Genomic DNA, 20448 nt, shown 5'->3' with positions numbered 1-20448 from the left:
GCCGCGCGGGCGCCGGGCGCCTCTGACAGCGTGAGGCGTATGACGACGCGTACCGGGATCCGATCGCTGTGGTCCCGCTGGACCGTGGTCGTACCGCTGCTCGCCCTGGTGGCGCTGGTACTCGGCTGGGGCCGCGACCTGCCGGGCTACGCGGTCTCCCTGGTGGCCCTGTTGCTCGGGGGAGCCGTACTCGCCGCCGTGCACCACGCCGAGGTCGTCGCGCACCGGGTCGGCGAGCCGTTCGGCTCACTCGTGCTCGCCGTCGCGGTCACCGTCATCGAAGTCGCGCTCATCGTCACCCTGATGGTCGACGGCGGCGCCAAGAGCGCCACCCTCGCCCGGGACACCGTCTTCGCCGCCGTCATGATCACCTGCAACGGCATCGTGGGCGTATCCCTGGTCGTCGGCGCCCTCCGCAGCAAGGTCGCCGTCTTCAACGCCGAGGGATCGGGCGGCGCGCTCGCCACGGTGGCGACGCTCGCCACGCTCAGCCTGGTCTTCCCGACCTTCACCACCAGCAAGCCCGGCCCCGAGTTCTCCACGGCGCAGCTCACGTTCGCGGCGATCGCCTCCCTCGCGCTCTACGGGCTCTTCGTCGCCATGCAGACGCTGCGCCACCGCGAGTACTTCCTGCCCGTCACCCAGGAGGGGGAGATCAAGGAGGTGGACGAGCACGCGCCGCCGCCCACCCGGTGGGCGAGCACACTGAGCGCGGTCATGCTCGTCGTCGCGCTGGTCGCGGTCGTCGGCGACGCGAAGGCGGTGTCCCCCACCATCGAGTCGGGCGTCGAGTCGGCCGGGATGCCGCACGCCGTGGTGGGTGTCATCATCGCGCTGCTCGTCCTCGCGCCCGAGACGCTGGCCGCCGTACGGGCCGCGCGCCGCGAGCGGGTGCAGACCAGCCTCAACCTCGCACTCGGCTCGGCCATGGCCAGCATCGGCCTGACCATCCCCGCCATCGCGCTCGCCACCATCTGGCTGGAGGGCCCGCTGGTCCTCGGGCTGAGCGCCACCCACATGGTCCTGCTCGCGCTCACCGTCGTCGTGGGCGCGCTGACCGTCGTGCCGGGCCGGGCCACGCTGCTCCAGGGCGGCGTCCACATGGCGATCTTCGCGGCGTTCGTGTTCCTCGCGGTGAGTCCTTGAGGGTGGAGCCCCCGAGGATGCCGACACACTCCTCGGTCCCTGCCCCCGTTCACCGGCGGAGGGCTTGACCCGCTCCGTGACGGCACGGAGTATCACGCCATGAACGCCGAGGAACGCGCCGTCAGGGAACTGCTCCACAGCACCGTCGACGGCGTCGTACGCCGCAGCGCCCGACGCGTCCCCGACCGCACCGCGGTCGGATACGGGGACCGGAGCTGGACCTACGCCGAACTCGACACCGCCGTCTCGACGGCGGCCGCCGCCCTGCGCGGGCACGGACTCCAGGACGGCGACCGGGTCGCCACCTACGGCCACAACTCCGACGCCTATCTGATCGCCTTCCTCGCCTGCGCACGCGCCGGGCTCGTCCACGTACCGGTCAACCAGCACCTCACCGGCGACGACCTCGCGTACATCCTGGAGCAGTCCGCGAGCGGCCTCGTGCTCACCGACCCGGCGCTCGCCGACCGTCTCCCGCCGGGCATCGCCGTCCGGGCGCTGCGCGACAGCGACGACTCGCTGCTCGCCGCGCTCGCCGACCCGGGGGCATACGACCCCGACCGGGACTCCGACGACCTGGCGCAACTGCTCTACACCTCGGGCACCACCGCCCTGCCCAAGGGCGCGATGATGACGCACCGGGCGCTCGTGCACGAGTACGCCAGCGCCATAGACGCGCTCGACCTGCGGGAGAGCGACCGGCCCATCCACTCGCTGCCGCTGTACCACTCGGCGCAGATGCATGTGTTCCTGCTGCCCTACCTGGCCGTGGGCGCGGAGAACATCATTCTGGACGGGCCCGACCCGGCGGCCGTCTTCGATCTGGTGGAGTCGGGACGTGCCGACAGCCTCTTCGCGCCGCCCACCGTGTGGATCGGTCTGTCCAACCATCCGGACTTCGCGACCCGCGAACTCGGCGGACTGCGCAAGGCGTACTACGGCGCCTCGATCATGCCGGTGCCCGTGCTGGAGCGACTGCGCGAACGCCTCCCGTCACTCGCCTTCTACAACTGTTTCGGCCAGAGCGAGATCGGTCCGCTCGCCACCGTCCTCGGCCCTGCGGAACACGAGGGCCGGATGGACTCCTGCGGGCGCCCGGTGCGCTTCGTGGAGGCGCGGGTCGTGGACGAGGACGGCAAGGAGGTCCCCGACGGTACGGCGGGCGAGGTCGTGTACCGCTCCCCGCAGCTGTGCGCCGGCTACTGGCGCAAGCCCGAGGAGACGGCGGACGCCTTCCGTGACGGGTGGTTCCACTCCGGCGACCTCGCGGTGCGCGACGCCCACGGCTTCTACACGGTGGTCGACCGGGTCAAGGACGTCATCAACTCCGGCGGTGTGCTGGTCGCCTCACGCCAGGTCGAGGACGCGCTGTACACACATCCGGGCGTCGCCGAGACCGCGGTGATAGGTCTGCCGGACGACCGCTGGATCGAGGCGGTCACCGCGGTGGTCGTGCCGAGGGGTGAGGTCACGGAGGACGAACTCCTGGACCACGCACGGGAGAAGCTCGCCCACTTCAAGGCGCCGAAGAAGGTCCTGTTCGTGACGGAGCTGCCGCGCAACGCGAGCGGCAAGATCCTCAAGCGCGAGCTGCGGGACCGGTTCTCGCGGTGAGCGCCCCGAACACCGCGGCGGGGTCCCGGCCGTGGCCGGTTCGTTCTCAGCCGCCGGACGGGCCGGGGGTGGTCCTGAGGTCCACGATGCGCTTGATCTTGCCCACCGAGCGCTCCAGCGTCTCCGGGTCGACCACCTCGACCGCCACCGAGACCCCGATCCCGTCCTTCACGGCCGCCGCGATCGACCGCGCGGCGGCCGTGCGCCGATCCGGCGTCGCCCCCGCCCGTGCCTCGGCCCGTACGGTCAGCGCGTCCATCCGGCCCTCACGGGTCAGCCGCAGCTGGAAGTGCGGGGCCACCCCCGCCGTACGCAGCACGATCTCCTCGATCTGCGTCGGGAAGAGATTCACCCCGCGCAGGATCACCATGTCGTCACTGCGCCCGGTGACCTTCTCCATCCGCCGGAACACCCGCGCCGTGCCCGGCAGCAGCCGCGTCAGATCACGGGTGCGGTAACGGATCACCGGCATCGCCTCCTTGGTGAGGGAGGTGAAGACCAGCTCGCCCTCCTCGCCCTCGGGCAGCACCTCACCGGTGAACGGGTCGACGACCTCCGGGTAGAAGTGGTCCTCCCAGATGTGCAGCCCGTCCTTCGTCTCGACGTACTCCTGCGCCACGCCGGGGCCCATGACCTCGGAGAGGCCGTATATGTCCACGGCGTCGATCGCGAACCGCTCCTCGATCTCGCGCCGCATCTCCTGCGTCCACGGTTCGGCCCCGAAGACGCCGACCCGCAGGGAGGTCGCCCGGGGGTCGACGCCCTGGCGCTCGAACTCGTCCAGCAGCGTCAGCATGTAGGACGGCGTCACCATGATGATCTCGGGCCGGAAGTCGGTGATCAGCTGGACCTGCCGCGCGGTCATGCCGCCGGACGCGGGAATGACGGTGCAGCCGAGCCGCTCGGCGCCGTAGTGCGCGCCGAGACCGCCGGTGAACAGGCCGTATCCGTACGCCACATGGACCTTGTGACCGGGCCGGCCGCCGGCCGCGCGGATCGAGCGGGCCACGACATCGGCCCAGGTGTCCAGATCGCCCTGCGTGTAGCCGACGACGGTCGGACGGCCCGTGGTGCCGCTGGAGGCGTGGATGCGCCGGACCTGCGACTGATCGACGGCGAACATCCCGAAGGGATAGTTGTCCCGCAGATCGGTCTTGGCGGTGAAGGGGAAGCGGGCGAGGTCGGCGAGCGAGCGGCAGTCGTCCGGCCGCAGCCCGGCGGCGTCGAACGACTCCCGGTAGAACGGCACGTTCTCGTACGCGTGCCGCAGCGTCGCCCGCAGCCGGGTGAGCTGCAACGCTTCGAGCTCGTCCCGGCCGAGCCGCTCCCCGGCGTCCAGCAGATCCGTCATGGCCGACTCCCGAATCTTCCCCTACCGGGCGAGCACCCGGACGACCGATCATTCGGTTGATCTTCTTCCCGCCCAGTAATCCAGCCGTCCGGACCGGCGTCAAGGCCAGAGGCGCGCCGGTGCGTGTTCGCCTGCGCGGCCGAATCCTTGTCCGAGGAGCGGTTGCGACGGCAACTCGTGGCCATCTCAAGGGGGTTGGGTGCGGCCCGTGCAGCGGCCTGTCCGGGACCGCGAACGATCGATAGTCTGGCCCCGGACGACGAACCGGGAGGAGCGGGACGTGGCTGAGAGCACCACCACCCAGCAGCCGTTGGCGGGCTGGGACAAGCCGGAACTGGACCTGAGCAAGGCCGACTGGCGTTCGAGCAGCCAGGGCACGGGGGACGTCCAGATCGCTTTCGTCGAAGGGTTCATCGCGATGCGCAACGGCGGTAAACCGGAGAATCCCTCACTGATCTTCAGCCCCGCGGAGTGGCGGGCCTTCGTGCTCAACGCCCGCGACGGGGAGTTCGACCTCACCTGACCGAGCTGGTGTCCCGGCGCTCCCGGCGTGCCCCGGGTCCCGCGTCGACGGCGTCCCTGGGAGACGTACCATGGCGGCATGTCCTTCCTCCGCCGCCGCAGCGCCGCCACACCCGCGGGCCCGGACTTCGACGTCCTGGCCATGGACCCGGGTGACTGGCCCGGAAATCTGGGCGCCGGTCTGCTGCCCGCCCCCGACGGCAGCTGCCAGGGCGTCTTCCTGCGGTACGACCTGTTCGGCGGACGCGGCCCGGCGATGATCATCGGCAATCTGCCCGAGGGATCACCTGCCCGCGAGGTGGAGGACGGCCAGATTCCCTTCGAGGTGGCACAACTGCTGCTCGCCCTGGAGAACGAGGAGCAGGTCGACGTCGTCAGCACGGAGGACGTGCCGGTCATGCAGGGGGACAACCTGCTGATAGTGCGCCGGCTGAAGCTCTCCGAAAGCCGTATCGCCTGCGTGCAGTTCGACCGCAGCGACAACGTCCTCGTCACCATCGCGAGCTGGGACCGGCCGATCACCGACGATCTCTACGCGCTGCTGAAGCCGCTCCCCGCGGAGCTCTTCCAGCAGGGCTGAGCAGGGCGTCGCGCGCCCACGGCCCGGCGCGTCCCCACCCCACCGCCTCGCGGCAGGAAAATTGCCTGCCGCGAGGTTTTGTCATGTGCCTTGCCAATTCAGTCATCGGACTTTTAACGTCTGCCGCATGACTCAGGGCATCTCCCGCAGAACCACGATGAAGTCCGCACTCGGCGTAACCAGTGCCCTCGCGCTGGGTTTACCCGCTCTGGCCGGTAGGGCCGCAGCCGCCGACCCCTCCGATGAATTGACGCTCTGGTACACCAAGCCCGCCGCCGACTGGGAGCGCGAAAGCCTCCCCATCGGCAGCGGCGCCCTCGGTGCCGGCATCTACGGAACGCTCGCCTCCGAGCGGCTGGTCCTCAACGAGAAGACCCTGTGGACCGGCGGCCCCGGAGCCCCCGACTACGACCACGGCAACTGGACCAGCCCGCGGCCCGGTGTGCTGCGCGGTGTCCAGGAGCGCATCGACGCCGAGGGGGCCATGACCCCCCAGGCCGTCGCGGCCGAGCTGGGCCAGCCCAAGCACAACTTCGGCTCCTACAACGTCTTCGGCGACCTGCTGCTCGATGTCCCCGGAGCGCCCGGGGGCCCCGACTCCTCCTACCGGCGCGCGCTCGACATCGGCACGGCCCTCGCCTCGGTCTCGTACGTCCACCAAGGCGCCACGTACACGCGGGAGTTCTTCGCCTCCCACCCCGGCGAGGTCATCGCGGGCCGGTTCGCCGCGGACCAGCCGGGCAGGATCGGCTTCACTCTCCGGTACACCTCCCCCCGCGACGACTTCACGGCCACGGCGTCCGGCGACCGGCTCACCGTCCGGGGCAAACTCCAGAACAACGGGCTGCTCTTCGAGGGCCAGATCCGCGTACGGACGCAAGGAGGCACCGTCACCGCCGGGAACGGCACCCTCACCGTCAGCGGCGCCGACAGCGCCTGGTTCGTCCTCGCGGCCGGCACCGACTACGCCGACACCTACCCCGACTACCGCACCGACGACCCGCACGCCGCGGTCACCGCCGCCGTCGACCGGGCGGCCGACCGCTCCTACGACGACCTGCGCGCCGAGCACGTCGCCGACCACCAGGGGCTGTTCGACCGGGTGTCGCTCGACATCGGCCAGCAGCTGCCCGACCTGCCGACCGACCAGCTCCTCGCCCGGTACACCGGAGGCACGAGCGACGCCGACAGGGCGCTCGAAGCGCTGTACTTCCAGTACGGCCGGTATCTGCTCATCGCCTCGTCACGGGCCGGGTCGCTGCCCGCGAACCTCCAGGGCGTCTGGAACAACGTCACCAACCCGCCCTGGGACGCGGACTACCACGTCAACATCAACCTCCAGATGAACTACTGGCTCGCCGAGGTCACCAACCTCGCCGAGACCACCGTGCCGTACGACCGATACGTCGACTCGATGCGTGAACCGGGCCGCACCACCGCGCGGGAGATCTTCGAGACGGTCGGCTGGGTGGTGAACAACGAGACCAATCCGTACGGCTTCACGGGGCTGCACCGGTTCCCGCAGTCGTTCTGGTTCCCGGAGGCGGGCGCCTGGCTCACCCAGCAGATGTACGACCACTACCGCTTCAACGCCTCCACCGACTATCTGCGCTCCACCGCCTTCCCGGTGATGAAGGAGACCGCCGAGTTCTGGCTCGGCTTCCTGCGGGCCGACCCGCGCGACGGCAAGCTCGTCGTCAACCCCAGCTACTCGCCCGAGAACGGCGACTTCACCGCGGGCGCGGCGATGTCCCAGCAGATCGTGCACGACCTGTTCACCAACACGCTGGAGGCGTCGGAGACCCTGGGCGACGACCCCCGGTTCCGCAGGCGGCTCCGGCTGGCGCTGCGCGACCTCGACCCCGGACTGCGCATCGGGTCGTGGGGACAGCTCCAGGAGTGGAAGGAGGACCTGGACGACCCGGACAACGACCACCGGCACGTCTCGCACCTCTTCGGCCTGCACCCGGGGCGGCAGATCGAGGTCGGCACCGAGTGGGCCGACGCCGCCAAGGTGTCGCTGACCGCGCGCGGAGACGGCGGAACGGGCTGGAGCAAGGCCTGGAAGATCAACTTCTGGGCGCGGCTGCGGGACGGCGACCACGCGCACAAGATGCTCACCGAGCAGCTCAAGAGCTCCACCCTGCCGAACCTCTGGGACACCCACCCGCCGTTCCAGATCGACGGCAACTTCGGCGCCTCCTCCGGTGTCGCCGAGATGCTGCTCCAGAGCCAGCACGGCCCGATCGAGGTCCTGCCGGCCCTGCCCGCGTCCTGGCCCGACGGCTCGGTCACCGGGCTGCGGGCACGCGGCGGCGCCACACTCGACATCACCTGGTCCGGGGGGAAGGCGAGCCGGATCGTCCTCACCGCGAGCCGCACCGGCGACCTGACCCTGCGCAGCACCCTGCTGCCCGGCGGCGAGAGCAGGTTCCGCGCCACCGCGGGCCGGGTCTACGAATTCACAGCGCGCCGCGGCCGGCACTGACGGCGGCGGTACGAGGGGTCCCGTCCCGGCAGCGGCGGCAGCCGGGGCGGGACCCCGTCGCGTCCGGCGGCCCCGCGCCCCTGCGGATGTCGGCGACGTCCCGCAAGATGGAAACAGGTCCGGGGTACTCCAGCCGGCCGCTCGCCGGTGTGGGACCTCCGCCGAGCGAAGGGGCAGCATGGACAGTAACGATCTGACGCCCGAAGTCCTGCGGAGACTGCGCAGGCCGAGGCCGTATCCGGCGGTGTCCCTGACAATGCCCACCCACCGGCACGAGCCGCTGAACGAAGAGGACCCGGTGCGCCTGCGCAACGTCCTCTCCGAGGCCGTACACCGCATGGAGGCCGATCCGGACGTGCCCAAGGCCACGCGCCAGGCGGTCAGGGTGCAGCTCGACCGGGCGGTGGCCGAGGTGGACCTGCGGCACAAGCTCGACGGGCTGCTGATCCTCGCCGACGCGCAGGAGCACCAGGTCTGGTACCTGCCCCGCGACGCGCCCGAATCCGTCGTCATCAGCGACACCTTCCTCACCCGGAACCTGGTGGCCGCCACCGCCCAGCTGCACCGCTACTGGGTGCTGAGCGTCGCCGCCGACCGCGCGACGCTCTGGAACGGTGTCGGGGACTCCCTGCACGAGCACCGCGCCGACGGCTTCCCCATGACGCCTCCCGAGGAGACGTGGGACGTCGAGCGCGAGGAGCGGATAGGCGACACGCCGAGCACCTTCATGGACGAGGAGACGCGTAAGTTCCTGCGGTCGGTCGACGACGCCTTCGCGGCCGTGCTGGCCGCGCACCCCCGCCCGTTCCATCTGGTCGGCGTCTCCCCGGCGCTCGCCCTGCTGGAGGACGCGGGCACCACCTCCAGGTCCGCCGCGGGCCGGCTGGCCAAGGGCGGCCTCTCCGAGGGCCCCGCGCATGTGCTGGGCAAGGCGGTCCGGCCCGTCGTCCAGGAGTATGCGCGGGGCGAGGAGCGGGAGGCCCTGGTCCGGCTGGGCGACGCCAAGGGCAGGCGCACCTTCGCCGCCGGTCTGGACGAGGTGTGGGACGCGGTCCGCGAGCGGCGGGCCGGTCTGGTGGCGGTGGAGGAGCACTTCCAGCGGTCCGCCAGGGTCGGCGAGGGGCATCTGATGCCGGTAGACGGCGACGGCGGGGAGGCGCTCGGCCGTGAGGTGCAGGACGACATCGTCGACGAACTCGTCGAGACGGCCCTGGACGGCGGTGCGCAGGTGGTGTTCCTCGACGACGACGTACTCGACGACCACCACCGGATCGCGGCGGTGCTGCGCTACTGACACCGCCGAGCGCGCGGCGGACCGTGAGAACAGGGGTGGCGCCACCGACCCCCCACAGGCCGGTGGCGCCCGTCGCCCTACGAGAGCCGCTTCTCAGCGGCCCGAGGGCAGGACCCGCACGTCGGACACCTTCACATAGGCGACCCGGTGTCCGAACTGGATCTCGTAGTACTCCTCGTCGCCGCTCACCACGCGGTGCCCCGTCGTGTCGAAGGTGGGCGCGAAGTAGTACGCGCCCGGCACCCGGTCACCGACCACGTACTTCTGGCCGGCGAGCAGCTTGTACGGGAACGGCGAGATCGCCTGCACGGGGATGTCGGCCGGGTACGCCGACGCCTCCGGGTACGCCCTGCCGTACACCGGAACCTCCGCGAGACCGTCCTTCGGCGTCAGCACCCGCTCCTCGGCGCTCACGGCCGTGGGCGCCGTGCGCGGGTTGTGGAACCAGGCTTTCTGGCCGAGGTACCAGATCGCCGTCCAGTCGCCCTCGCGCCCGGCGACGGCGAACTGCTGGCCCGTCGAGGCGCGTGCGCCCAGGTCGTTGACCCCGGTCGTGGAGTCCCCGCCGCCCGGCCGCAGGCCGATGTCCTTGACGAGCGGCGACGCGGCGTCCGGCGCGGTGTGCAGCCGCACCGCCCCCGAGCCGTGCGGGGCGCACGCCTGGCCGGCCGTCACACAGCCCGTGTAGAGCGGCTGGTTGGACGCGTAGTCGGGACGGATCGTCACCGCGCCCGCGTTGCGCCCGCCGTCCGCCTTGAACGGCTTGCCCAGCAGCTCGAAGTAGTGCGCCCAGTCCCAGTAGGGGCCCGGATCGGTGTGCATACCGGCGATGGTCGCCGCGGTCGTACCGGGCACGTTGTCGTGGCCGATGATGTGCTGCCGGTCCAGCGGGATGTCGTACCGGTCGGCGAGGTGACGCACCAGCCGTGAGGACGTCCGGTACATCGCCTCGGTGTACCAGGCGTCGGGGGAGACGAGGAAACCCTCGTGCTCCAGGCCCACCGAGGTGGAGTTGACGTACCAGTTGCCCGCGTGCCAGCCGACGTCCTTCAGCGGGACGTGCTGTGCGATGTGTCCGTCGGACGAGCGCAGCGAGTAGTGCCAGGAGACATACGTGGGGTCCTGGACCAGCTTGAGCGTGGTGTCCCAGGTCGCCTCGGTGTCATGGATGACGATCGTGTTGATGGAGGGGGACTCCGCCTTGGGACGGTCGGCCTTGTCGTGGTTGCCGTAGTCGCCCTCGCCGAACTCCTCGTACGGCGCCGGGATCCACTCGCAGGCAACGCTGCGCGGGCACTCCGTTTTGCCCGCGTCGATCTCGCGGAGCCCGAGCTTCGACACCTGTGAGGTGTCGGGGGACACGGCGGGCGCCGCCGGGAGCGCCACCCGCTGTCCGGTGTCGGTGTGGCGCCGCTGGCCTTCCCTGATCACCGCGTAGACGTCGTTCGCGTACGTGGCGGCGGTGGCCGCGTCGTCGGCGCCGGAGAAGCGGGCGACGGCGGCGTACCAGTCGGCGGGGTCGGCGCTCAGCGGTCTGCCGAGAGCGCGCTGGGCGTCGGCCAGGAGGGCCGCGCCGCCGCGGATGTTGGCGGCGGTGTCCTGCCTGACCCGTTCCGGGGACTGCCCGGTGAGCTTCGCCGCACGGTCGACGGTGCGCAGCCGGGCCGGCAGTTCGGAGTTCTCGGGCACGACCACTTCGCGGACCGAGTCCGGGGCGCCCGTCTTCACCGGGCGGGAGGTGTCGCCGCGGGCGTCCTCCGTGCCGTGCGAGTGGTGGGGCGCCTCGGCGATCGCGGTCCTGGCGTCGGTGAGGTGCATGGGGCCGTAGCCGCCGGTCACACTGGCCGCGCCGCCGTGCGTGTCCCACCGCGACTGGAGGTAGGAGACGCCGAGCAGGACGCTCGCCGGTACGTCGTACCGGTCCGCCGCCGCGGCGAAGTCACGCTGGAGCGCGCCGGCGGCGGGCTGCTCGGCGGTGGCGGAGGGAGCGGCCGACACCAGGGGAAGCAGCAGGGCGGCCGAGGCGACGGCGCCCGCCGTTCGCGCCGCACGCCTGCGGACGGTTCTGACGGATGTGGGGGCGGAACCTTGCAATGCGGCCTCCAGTGACGTGGTGCGCGAAGCGCCCGCGGAGCCGTACCCGCCACCTGACACGTCGTGCGGGCCGGCGGTGCGGAGTACAGGGCAGGGGTACAGGGGTATCGGCTCGGAGGCGATCCGTCAATCAGGCGTGACGGCGGGGAGTTCGCACGTCAGCGCGCGTGTCGGGGGGTTTCGCGGGTCGCAGGCCACGGGCCTGCGGAGCGTCAGTGGTGTGAACCAATGTCCGGACTCGGCCGACCTGGAACGATGTCGATCGGACCTTGACGTTTCTTGAACCTGACACGTTGTCGGATCCGTCAGGCGGGCGTCCGCCCGGGAGTCCGGGCCGCGTTCATGGCGTGAGGTCGCGCGCCAGCTGCCGGTCCACCTGCGCCGGCGACAGGGCGTGCTCGATCGCGAGGATCCCCGCGCCGAACGCCGCCGCGTTCTCACCCGTACGGCTCGGCTCGATCCGCAGCACATGAGTGGCCAGCGGGTGCGACCGGCGGTACACCGCCTCGCGGACCCCCGCGAGCAACTGGTCGTGCACGGCCGCCAGCGCGCCGCCGAGCACCACCGTGTCGGGGTTGAAGAAGTTCACCAGCCCCGCAAGCACCTCGCCGACCGCGCGGCCCGCCTCGCGCACCATGCGCAGCGCGTCCCTGTTGCCGGACTTCACCAGCCGTACGACATCGCTGCCCGACGCGGCGTCAAGTCCGAGGCCCGCGAGCCTCGCCGCGATCGCCGCACCGCCCGCCACCGCTTCCAGGCAGCCGAAATTGCCGCACCGGCAGGGGTCCTCCTGGTCGCTCACCTTGATGTGGCCGATGTCGCCGGCGCTGCCCTGCGCCCCACGGTGCAGCCTGCCGTCGGCGACGATGTCGCAGCCGATGCCCGTACCCACCTTGATGTAGAGCAGGAAACGGGTGTTGGGGAACGCCCGCCGCTGTTCGGCCAGGGCCATCACATTCACGTCGTTGTCGACCAGCGCCCGCGCCCCGAAGCGCGAGGCGAAGAACTCGGGCGACCGGATCCCGTACAAGATCACGGTCACCGACCCGGAGGACGGGACCGTCGACTGCTCCGAGGTCACCATCAACCCGGCACTCGGGCACGACGACCACGAGCACCCGACGAACGACATCCCCGGCTGTGAGGGCACCGTCGACACCGGTGATCTGGGCGGCCATCCCGAGGGCGCCGACCTCACCTACGTACTCAACGCCAAGTACACCGACGGCGGCGGTGACGGTGCACCGGCGCTCACCGGTTACGGGCGGTCCGTCCTGCAACCGAAGCTCAAGCAGGCCGAGTACCACGACGACCAGTCGGGCACCAGGATCGTCGACCAGACGGGTGCCGCGAACGGCAAACGCATCGGCGACATCAGCGACGGCGACTGGGTGGCCTTCGAACCGATGAGCGTGGAAGGCGTCGACTCGGTCAGCTACCAGGTCTCCTCACCGTACGGAGTCGGCGCGATCGAACTACGGGCCGGCGCCCCGGACGGCGAACTGCTCGCCACCACCCCGATCCCCAACACCGGGGACTGGGACGTCTACCGGCCCACCGACCCGGTCCCGGTGAAGGCCCACGACGGGACGCACAAGCTCTATCTCGTCTTCACCTCGCCGCAGAACAACGCGTTCGACGTGGACACGGTCGAGTTCAGCGGGCCGTAGCGCGGTGACCGTGCTCGATCGCCGGACGGGCTCATGAAGCCCCTCCGGCGATCGAGTCCCCCTGCGGGTGGTCAACGCGTCCCGACCGCGGCGCGCACGGCCCTGCGCGCCATGGCGCAGTCGTCGTGCAGCCGCCGCAGCAGCAGCCGCTGCTCCTCACCCGTCGGCGCCGCACCCGGCGGCGGCTGGTGCGCACCGACGGCGGGCGCCTCGCGCATGGTGCGCTGCACCGCCGTCTCGTACTTACGGATCTCCCCGGTCAGCACGAGCATCAGATTCACCAGGAAGGCGTCCCGGTCCGCCGTACCCCTGGCCTGCGCGAGCTTGCTGATCTGCTGGCGCGCCAGCGGGTTGTTGCCGAGCACCATCCACAGCGTCGCCATGTCGTACCCCGGCAGATACCAGCCGGCGTGCTCCCAGTCGACGAGCACCGGCCCGGCGGGCGACAGCAGCATGTTGGAGAGCAGCGCGTCCCCGTGACAGAACTGCCTCATGCCGGGGCGCCCCAGACCGTGCAGCAGCTTCTGCAGATCCCCCAGATCCCGGTCGGTGAACAGACCCAGCTCGTGGTAGCGGGTGATCCGGCGCGCGTAGTCCAGACCCGGACCGAACATGTCGCCCGGCGGACGCCAGGTGTTGAGCCGCGCCACCGCGCCGAGCACGGCCCGTACGTCGGCGCGCGGCGGGGCCTCGGCGGGGTGGCGCGACAGGGCCGCCGCGCGTCCGGGCATCCGCTCCACGACCAGCGTGCAGTTGTCGGGATCGGCGGCGATCAGCCGGGGCACCCGCACCGGCGGGCGGTGGCGCACGAAAGAACGGTATGCGGCTATCTCGTGCCGGAAGCTCTCGGCCCACGCGGGTGACCGGTCCAGTAGACACTTGGCCACCGCCGTCGTCCGTCCGGTCGTCCCGACCAGCAGCACCGAGCGGCCGCTGCGCCGCAGCACCTGCACGGGGTTGAACTCCGGACAGATCCGGTGCACCGAGGCGATGGCCATCCTCAACTGCGCGCCCTGCGTGCCCGACAGGTCCAGCCGGCCGCCGAGCGGCCCGTTGGCCGGCCCCGTCCAGCGCCTGGCCCGGCCGGCCTGGGAGGGATCGAGATACGGCCCGCCGCCGACCGCGGGTGGCCGCGGCTGGCGGGGCGGAGCGGACACGGAGGACGGTGCTGTGTACGACGACGCTGTGTACATGGGCGGACGAGTCCCTTCGTGTACCGACGAGTTGCCGCGCCTCCCGCCCCGGCGACCGTTCCACACCCTGGGGAATGTGTCGGCTGCCGGGCCGGGGTGGCGCGTTCCTAACACGACACCCCGCCACGGGTGGCACACCATCTGGCGCACCCTGGCGAAGCCTGGCGAATAGTCGCCCGGCATCTGACGGACGGTTACTGTCGACTCAGCCGAGAACCTGGGGGCTTGACGTGACCGGAGAACCCAACACCCGTCTGTCGGACCTGTTCGGCCTCGCCGGCTGGTCCAAGGGCGAACTCGCGCGGCTGGTGAACAGACAGGCGGCGGCCCTGGGCCACCCCCAACTGGCCACCGACACCTCGCGGGTCAGACGCTGGATCGACATGGGGGAGATCCCACGCGATCCGGTACCCAGGGTGATGGCGTCTCTGTTCACCGAGCGGCTCGGCCGTGTCGTGACCATCGAGGACCTCGGGTTCGTACGACACGGACGCGCGGGGAGACGACGGGACGCCGGGAACGCTTCGAACCCCGACGGCCTGCCTTGGGCGCCCGACCGGACGGCTGCGGTCCTCACCGAATTCACGGGAATGGACCTCATGCTCAACCGACGCGGCTTGGTGGGCGCGGGCGCCGTGCTCACCGCAGGCACCGCACTCAGCAGTTCCATGCACGACTGGCTGCACACAGACCCCGCACTGACCGCCGACGCTCCCCGCGGCGTCGATCCCCTGCACGCCGACCCCGTTGGGTACGACCGGTACGAGGCCGCCCCCATCGGGTCCCAGGAGATCGACGCGCTGGAGCACTCGGTCGACGTGTTCCGGGCCTGGGACGCCGCCCGGGGCGGTGGTCTCCAGCGCAAGGCGGTGGTGGGCCAGCTCAACGAGGTGGGCGGCATGCTGTCGTACCGCCACCCTCCCCACCTCCAGCGGCGTCTGTGGGGCGTCGCCGCCAACCTGGCGGTCCTGGCCGGCTGGATGTCGCACGACGTCGGCCTCGAACCCACCGCCCAGAAGTACTTCGTCATCGCCACCCACGCGGCGCGCGAGGGCGGCGACCGCCCGCGCGCGGGCGAGGCGCTCTCCAGGGCCGCCCGTCAGATGGTTCATCTGGGACGGCCGGACGAGGCGCTGGATCTGATGAAGCTGGCCAAGTCCGGTTCCGGGGACGAGGTGCTGCCGCGTACCCGGGCGATGCTCTGCACGATCGAGGCCTGGGCACAGGCGTCGATGGGGCGCGGCCAGGCCATGCGCCGGACCCTGGGCGAGGCGGAGGACCTGTTCGTCTCCGACAAGGGCGATGTGCCGCCGCCGAGTTGGATGCAGATGTTCGACGAGGCGGATCTGCACGGCATGGAGGCGCTGGCCTTCCGTACCCTCGCCGATCACGAGCCGCCGGCGGCGGCCATAGCTCAACGGCACGCCAAGCGGGCGATCGAGCTGCGGCAGAACGGCCGTCAGCGGTCGATGATCTTCGACTATCTCTCCCTGGCCTCAGCCTGCTTCATCGCGGACGATCCCGAACAGGCCGACCGCTACGCGCGGTTGGCGCTGGTGTCGATGGGGGAGACCTCGTCGCACCGGACCTGGGACCGGCTGAGGGAGATGTACCGGCTCACCGGTCAGTACAGGACGCACGCGGGGATCCAGGATCTGCGCGAGGAGATCGACGCGGTCCTGCCGAACCCGACGAAGAAGCCGAAGGGTTCGGAGATCTAGGGCAGGACACGCTCTAAGGAGTGTCGCCGATCCTGGCGACCAGTACACAGGCGTCGTCGTCGCGTCCGGTCTCGCCGAACTCCTCGACGACCGTCCTGACACAGTCCTGCGCGTCATGTGCTCCGGTCAGGCGGGGCCCGAGCGCCAGGAGCCGGTTCAGCCCGGCCCGGTCCGTCAGCCTGCCGGTGTGCAGCACCAGCAGATCACCGGGCAGCAGCTGGGTCTCGGCCTGTTCGTAGGAGGCGCCCGACGTCGCGCCGAGCAGGACGCCGTCCAGTGGGGTCAGCGCGCGCCCCGTCCCGTCGCGGAACAGCAGCGGGGCGGGGTGTCCCGCCTGCGCCCAGAGAAGGGTGCGTGTCTCCGGCCGGTAGCGGCAGCAGACGGCGCTGCCGAGCGCGGGCTGGTCGGCCGTGTCGAGCAGCTGGTTGAGATGGCCCATCAGCGCGCCGGGCTCCACGCCCGCCACCGCCATACCGCGCTGGGCGCCGAGGAGCATGGCCATCGTGGAGGCGGCCGTCACGCCGTTGCCCGTGAGGTCGCCGACCGTCAGCAGGGTGCTCCCGTCGGGCAGCTTCAGCGCGTCGAACCAGTCGCCGCCCACGAGTCCGCCGCGGGCCGGCGGCAGATAGTGGCCCGCCAGATCCAGCGTCCCCGGCTCGCTCTGCGGGCCCTGGAGGAAACCGCGCCACGACGGCAGCACGGCCTCCCGCAACTCGGCCACGAGCTTGCGCTCGGTCCTGGCGGTCCGCTCGCGGCGCCGGAGCGTGTCACCGGACTCGTCGACGGCCCGCCGGCTGCGGCGTAATTCGCTGACGTCCCGCAGTACGGCCCACATGGAGGCGGTGCAGCCGTCGGAGTCCAGTACGGGCTCGCCCATCATGTGCAGTGTCCGGACACGCCTGTCGGTCCTGACGACACGGAACTCGCCGTCGATGTGCTTGCCGTCCACGAGACACTCGGTCACCAGCGTCTGGAGGAGCGCCTGGTCCTCGGGGACCATCACGGACGGCAGTTCGTCCAGTGTCATCGGGCCCTTCTCGGGCGGCCGGCCGAAGATCTCGTACAACTCGGGTGACCAGATGACACCGTCGGTGAGGAGATTCCACTCGGCGGTGCCGACCCGGTTGAGCAGCGAACCGGTCTCGTCCCCGGCGTCCGCCGGCGCGGACGCCGACTCGGCCCCGCCGTCGGGCAGTCCGTTCTTGAGCTGCCCCAAGTGGGCGCCGAGATCGTCCAGTTGATGAACCGCCAGATCGCAGAGCGCGCGCTGCCAGCGCCACTGCGTGTCGTGTTCGTCAGCGACGGTGTCCCTGCGCACGGCGTCCACGTCTCCGCGCAGGCTGCGGGTGCGCGTGATGAGGGACTCCACCACGCCCCGCTCCGGTGGCTGCGGGGCGGGACGGTCCGCGAACAGATGGGACGGCATCTCGAACTCCGATACAGGCGTGGCACTGCCAGGTCTGAAGGGTGGACCGCTACGACTGTTGCACAGGCTGCTATGGGCCGTAAGGGATTCGGCAACACTCGATCCGGTGGTGCTTCGGGCATATGCCACCGGCGGGTAAGTGACCTACCGTCGCCGGCGGCTCGGGGCGATGAGTTGACGCGGTCCGTCAGTCCGCCGCCGCCGAGGGTCCTTCGGTCACCCGCTTGAGATTACTCAGCGTCCGGTGGATGTTCCGCGCCTGGAAGTCGGCGAAGGTGTGCCCGCTCGTCGCGACCCGGTCGAAGAGGTTCGCGACGGCGTCGGGCCACGAACGCCGGTCGTCCGTCCAGGTCTCGGTGACACGTGTCCCGCCGTCGACGGCTTCGAGGCGGTACTCCCAGCCGGCGATGGGACCGCGCAGCCGCGGGGTCCGGATCCCGATCGCGTGGACACGGAAGGCGAACCGCTCGTCCGCGTCGGCGGCGGTCACGGTGCAGCGCGTCGTCCACCGCATCCGCCCGCGCCTGTCGTGGCCGTCGAAGACCATTCCCACGTACGTGTCCGGGGCGCCGCCCCTGCCGCCGTCCCGGGTGCGGACGGTCGCCCCGGGATTCTCCGGGCTCCACCGGCCCATCAGCGCGGGCCGGCTGATCCGCCCGTAGACCGCCGTGGGGGACGCGGCGATGACGACGCTGTCGGACGCGGTGAACGTACGCGGCATGGAGTCTCCGATCCTGTACCGGGCTCCGTAGGCAGCCCGGACCCCCTCGACTCTAAGGTGTCCCGCCCCTTCGGTCAGCGGGTGGGCGTGCGGTGGAGCACCCCCAGCAGGCGCCAGACCCGGGCGGCGACCGCCTCCGGGGGCGCGTCGATCAGGCCGTGCAGCCAGTCCGCCAGCACACCCGTGAAGGACGCCGCGACGGCCGAGGCGATCAGCTCCGGCTCGGGCGCGCCCGCCAGCTCGCGCTCCCTGCGGCTGCGCTCCCGCAGCTCGCGGTGCAGCGACTCGCCCAGCGGACCACCACCGCCCGGCCGCAGCAGTGTGCGGTACAGGGCGGCGTGCGGCGTGAGACCGGTGAAGAACGCCGTCAGGGCGGGCGGCGGCGACGCGGGATCCGGCACACCGCGCCACGCGTGCAGCGCGTCCACCGCCTCCCGGACGACGCTCGCGCACGCGTCGGCGGCGAGCGCCCGGAGGTCCGCGTAGTGCAGATAGAACGTCGCCCGGCCGACCCCCGCCCTGCGCACCAGCGCCGCCACACCCACCTCTTCGAGCGGGTGCTCCGCGCACTCGTCGAGGAGGGCCTGCCGGAGGGCCGCCCGGGTCCTGGCGGCCCGCGGATCGCCCGGGGCCCCGGAGCCGGGCGATCCACCGGCCGTACCGCCGCGCGCCTCGCCGGTCATCCCGCCGCCAGCACGGCGGCCAGCGCGACCGCGCCCGGCAGCGCCTGGGCGAAGAGGATGCGGCGGTTCGCCGTGGCCGCGCCGTACACCCCGGCGACGACCACACAGCACAGGAAGAAGATCCGCACGCGGTAACCGGTCGGGTCGTCCGCTGTCAGGCCCCAGATCAGTCCGGCCGCCAGGAACCCGTTGTACAGGCCCTGATTGGCGGCCAGGTGCGCGGTGGCGCGGGCCATCTCCGCGTCGAAGCCGGACAGGCTCCGGCCGGGGCCGCGCTCCCAGAGGAACATCTCGAGCACCATGGCGTATACGTGGAAGGCGGCCACGAGGGCGACCAGGATCTGTGCGGCGGTACTCACGGGAGCGTCCTCCGAGGGCAGGTTCATGGACAGATGTCTGTGAACTATAGACACCTGTCCAGATGGCGCTCCGCCCGGGGGGACTCTCAAGTGCCTTCGCCGCCGCCCTGGTTGTCGCCGTCGGAACGGGCCTGCCCCCTCTGCCGGTTGATGCCCGCCGACAGCAGTGCGTCCTCGCAGCGGGCCACCGCCGTCTCACGGGACGGCACCTGCCGCCACGCGCCCTCGCCACCGACCGCGGACCCCTCGGCGTGCGGCGCCAGATCGCCGACCACCGTCACCTGATGCCCGGCCGCCGCCAGCCGGGTCAGCGCCTCCCGCAGCATGCCCTCGGCGAACGGCCTGATCTCCGACACGTCCTCCAGGTCGAGTACCACCCAGCCGGGCTCCCCGGGGACGACGGCGCCGAGTTCGTACAGCAGCCGCTCGGCCTCCGTGAAGTCGAGGATCCCCTGTGCCGCGACGATCGCCACGTTGTCGCCGGCCTGCTCGATGACCTCGCGTTCGGCCTCGCTGCGCGGCCGGTCCGAGGGGGCAGTACGCGCGGTCTCCGCCACCTTCACGGTCGGCGCGGTCCGCGAGGACCGGCGCATCAGATGCAGACCGAACCTCTCCGACAGTTCGCGCAGCACGGCCACGCCGCGTACGGGAGTGCCCGTGGGATCGAGCGGCGGGCTGTGCACCGCGATGCCGAACCTGGCCGGACTCGCGGCGATCAGCCCGCCCGACACCCCGCTCTTCGCCGGGAGTCCGACCCGCAGCAGCCAGTCGCCCGACGAGTTGTACATACCGCAGGACGCCATGAGCGCGAGGACCTGCACGGCCACCGGCTCGGGCACCACCGTCTCGCCGGTCGAGGGATTGACGCCGCCGTTGGCCAGCGTCGCGGCCATCACCGCCAGATCGACCGTCGTCACACGCACCGAGCACTGGCGGAAGTACGTCTCCACACCGTCCGGTCTGCCGGGCAGCGATCCCGCGCCGTGCATCAGATAGGTCAGGGCCCGGTTGCGGTCGCCGGTCTCGGACTCCGACGCGCGTACGGCCTCGTCCACGTCCAGCCGCCGGCCGGCGAACCGGCCGAGACAGTCGAGGATCCGCCCGAACCGCTCCTCCTCGTCCGCTCCCGGTACGAGCGCGGTCGTGACGATGGCCCCGGCATTGATCATCGCGTTCGCCGGCCGTCCGGTGCCCGGCTCCAGACTGATCGCGTTGTAGGCCTCACCGCTGGGCTCGGCGCCCACCCATCGCGTCACCTCGTCGAGCCCCAACTCGGCCAGGACCAGCGCGTAGACGAACGGTTTCGACACCGACTGGAGGGTGAAGGGCGTGTCGACACCGCCCGACCAGTAGTGGTTGCCGCCCATGCTGGTCAGCGCGATGCCGAAGGTGTGCGGGTCGACGGTGGCCAACTGCGGGATGTACGAGGCGACTTCACCCTCGTCCATGGTCGAGACCCGGCGCTGGAGCTCCATCAGCGCGTCGGTGATGACATCGGTGGCCGGGACGGCTGGCACGGAGACCTCCAGAGGGCTGTCTGCGAAGCGCCCCCGGGCAGGCCGAAGCCCCCGGGCGCGGATTCGGTC

16 protein-coding genes and 1 pseudogene are annotated in these 20448 nt (G+C 71.3%); 8 read left to right on the top strand and 9 right to left on the bottom strand.

Features of this window, described 5'->3' with window-relative positions; genetic code table 11:
• Window positions 1-39: 39 nt before the first annotated feature.
• Together SSPS47_RS01730 and SSPS47_RS01725 are read left to right on the top strand one after the other, a co-directional pair.
• On the top strand, window positions 40-1146 hold the full coding sequence (locus SSPS47_RS01730; RefSeq protein ID WP_164248080.1) for an ionic transporter y4hA: 1107 nt from the start codon (window positions 40-42) through the stop codon (window positions 1144-1146).
• Between the two features lie 99 nt (window positions 1147-1245).
• Window positions 1246-2760, top strand: a complete 1515-nt coding sequence (locus tag SSPS47_RS01725) for an acyl-CoA synthetase (RefSeq protein ID WP_164248077.1) — start codon at window positions 1246-1248, stop codon at window positions 2758-2760.
• Window positions 2761-2806: 46 nt separating this feature from the next.
• Here SSPS47_RS01725 and paaK read toward each other — a convergent pair whose 3' ends face one another.
• Entirely contained in the window at window positions 2807-4111 is a 1305-nt protein-coding gene (paaK, locus tag SSPS47_RS01720; protein ID WP_164248074.1) for a phenylacetate--CoA ligase PaaK, read from the bottom strand.
• A 280-nt stretch (window positions 4112-4391) separates the two neighbouring features.
• Here paaK and SSPS47_RS01715 point away from each other — a divergent pair, with 280 nt between their 5' ends.
• The 4 genes from SSPS47_RS01715 to SSPS47_RS01700 all read left to right on the top strand — a co-directional run bounded on the left by SSPS47_RS01715 (window position 4392) and on the right by SSPS47_RS01700 (window position 8995).
• Window positions 4392-4634, top strand: a complete 243-nt coding sequence (locus SSPS47_RS01715) for a DUF397 domain-containing protein (RefSeq protein ID WP_023543626.1) — start codon at window positions 4392-4394, stop codon at window positions 4632-4634.
• A 78-nt stretch (window positions 4635-4712) separates the two neighbouring features.
• Window positions 4713-5213, top strand: a complete 501-nt coding sequence (locus SSPS47_RS01710) for a hypothetical protein (RefSeq protein ID WP_147876234.1) — start codon at window positions 4713-4715, stop codon at window positions 5211-5213.
• A gap of 157 nt (window positions 5214-5370) precedes the next feature.
• Window positions 5371-7701 (top strand): glycoside hydrolase family 95 protein, encoded by a 2331-nt coding sequence (locus SSPS47_RS01705; RefSeq protein ID WP_164254336.1) that lies wholly within the window; start codon window positions 5371-5373, stop codon window positions 7699-7701.
• 178 nt (window positions 7702-7879) lie between these two features.
• Window positions 7880-8995, top strand: coding sequence for a chemotaxis protein (locus tag SSPS47_RS01700; RefSeq protein WP_164248071.1), 1116 nt, complete (start codon window positions 7880-7882; stop codon window positions 8993-8995).
• Between the two features lie 93 nt (window positions 8996-9088).
• Here the strand turns inward: SSPS47_RS01700 and SSPS47_RS01695 are convergent, their stop codons facing one another.
• Window positions 9089-11089 (bottom strand): peptidoglycan recognition family protein, encoded by a 2001-nt coding sequence (locus tag SSPS47_RS01695; protein WP_164248068.1) that lies wholly within the window; start codon window positions 11087-11089, stop codon window positions 9089-9091.
• A 340-nt stretch (window positions 11090-11429) separates the two neighbouring features.
• Entirely contained in the window at window positions 11430-12041 is a 612-nt protein-coding gene (locus SSPS47_RS01690; RefSeq protein WP_239064728.1) for an ROK family protein, read from the bottom strand.
• 58 nt (window positions 12042-12099) lie between these two features.
• On the opposite strand from SSPS47_RS01690, the pseudogene SSPS47_RS01685 reads away from it, so the two are divergent.
• A pseudogene (locus SSPS47_RS01685) lies at window positions 12100-12759 on the top strand (carbohydrate-binding protein); the annotation flags it as partial.
• 71 nt (window positions 12760-12830) lie between these two features.
• On the opposite strand, the gene SSPS47_RS01680 reads toward SSPS47_RS01685, so the two are convergent.
• Window positions 12831-13952 (bottom strand): aminoglycoside phosphotransferase family protein, encoded by a 1122-nt coding sequence (locus SSPS47_RS01680; RefSeq protein ID WP_164248061.1) that lies wholly within the window; start codon window positions 13950-13952, stop codon window positions 12831-12833.
• 230 nt (window positions 13953-14182) lie between these two features.
• On the opposite strand from SSPS47_RS01680, the gene SSPS47_RS01675 reads away from it, so the two are divergent.
• Complete coding sequence (locus SSPS47_RS01675; RefSeq protein ID WP_164248058.1) at window positions 14183-15673, top strand: hypothetical protein; 1491 nt, start codon at window positions 14183-14185, stop codon at window positions 15671-15673.
• Between the two features lie 13 nt (window positions 15674-15686).
• Here SSPS47_RS01675 and SSPS47_RS01670 read toward each other — a convergent pair whose 3' ends face one another.
• From SSPS47_RS01670 to glsA, 5 genes are all read right to left on the bottom strand, one after another.
• Window positions 15687-17099, bottom strand: a complete 1413-nt coding sequence (locus tag SSPS47_RS01670) for a SpoIIE family protein phosphatase (protein ID WP_164248055.1) — start codon at window positions 17097-17099, stop codon at window positions 15687-15689.
• 187 nt (window positions 17100-17286) lie between these two features.
• Window positions 17287-17820: an SRPBCC family protein gene (locus SSPS47_RS01665; protein ID WP_164248052.1), complete on the bottom strand. Its 534-nt coding sequence runs from the start codon at window positions 17818-17820 to the stop codon at window positions 17287-17289.
• A 74-nt stretch (window positions 17821-17894) separates the two neighbouring features.
• On the bottom strand, window positions 17895-18503 hold the full coding sequence (locus tag SSPS47_RS01660; protein WP_164248049.1) for a TetR family transcriptional regulator: 609 nt from the start codon (window positions 18501-18503) through the stop codon (window positions 17895-17897).
• A complete protein-coding gene (locus tag SSPS47_RS01655; RefSeq protein ID WP_164248047.1) occupies window positions 18500-18862 on the bottom strand; it encodes a DUF1304 domain-containing protein in 363 nt (120 codons plus the stop codon). The genes SSPS47_RS01660 and SSPS47_RS01655 overlap by 4 nt, the downstream gene beginning before the upstream one ends.
• Before the next feature lie 86 nt (window positions 18863-18948).
• Entirely contained in the window at window positions 18949-20379 is a 1431-nt protein-coding gene (gene glsA, locus SSPS47_RS01650; protein WP_239064726.1) for a glutaminase A, read from the bottom strand.
• Window positions 20380-20448: the final 69 nt, after the last annotated feature.

The sequence above is a fragment of the Streptomyces sp. S4.7 genome, assembly GCF_010384365.1.
In the GTDB taxonomy this organism is placed as follows: domain Bacteria; phylum Actinomycetota; class Actinomycetes; order Streptomycetales; family Streptomycetaceae; genus Streptomyces.
This window is presented reverse-complemented; position numbering and strand designations above follow the sequence as displayed.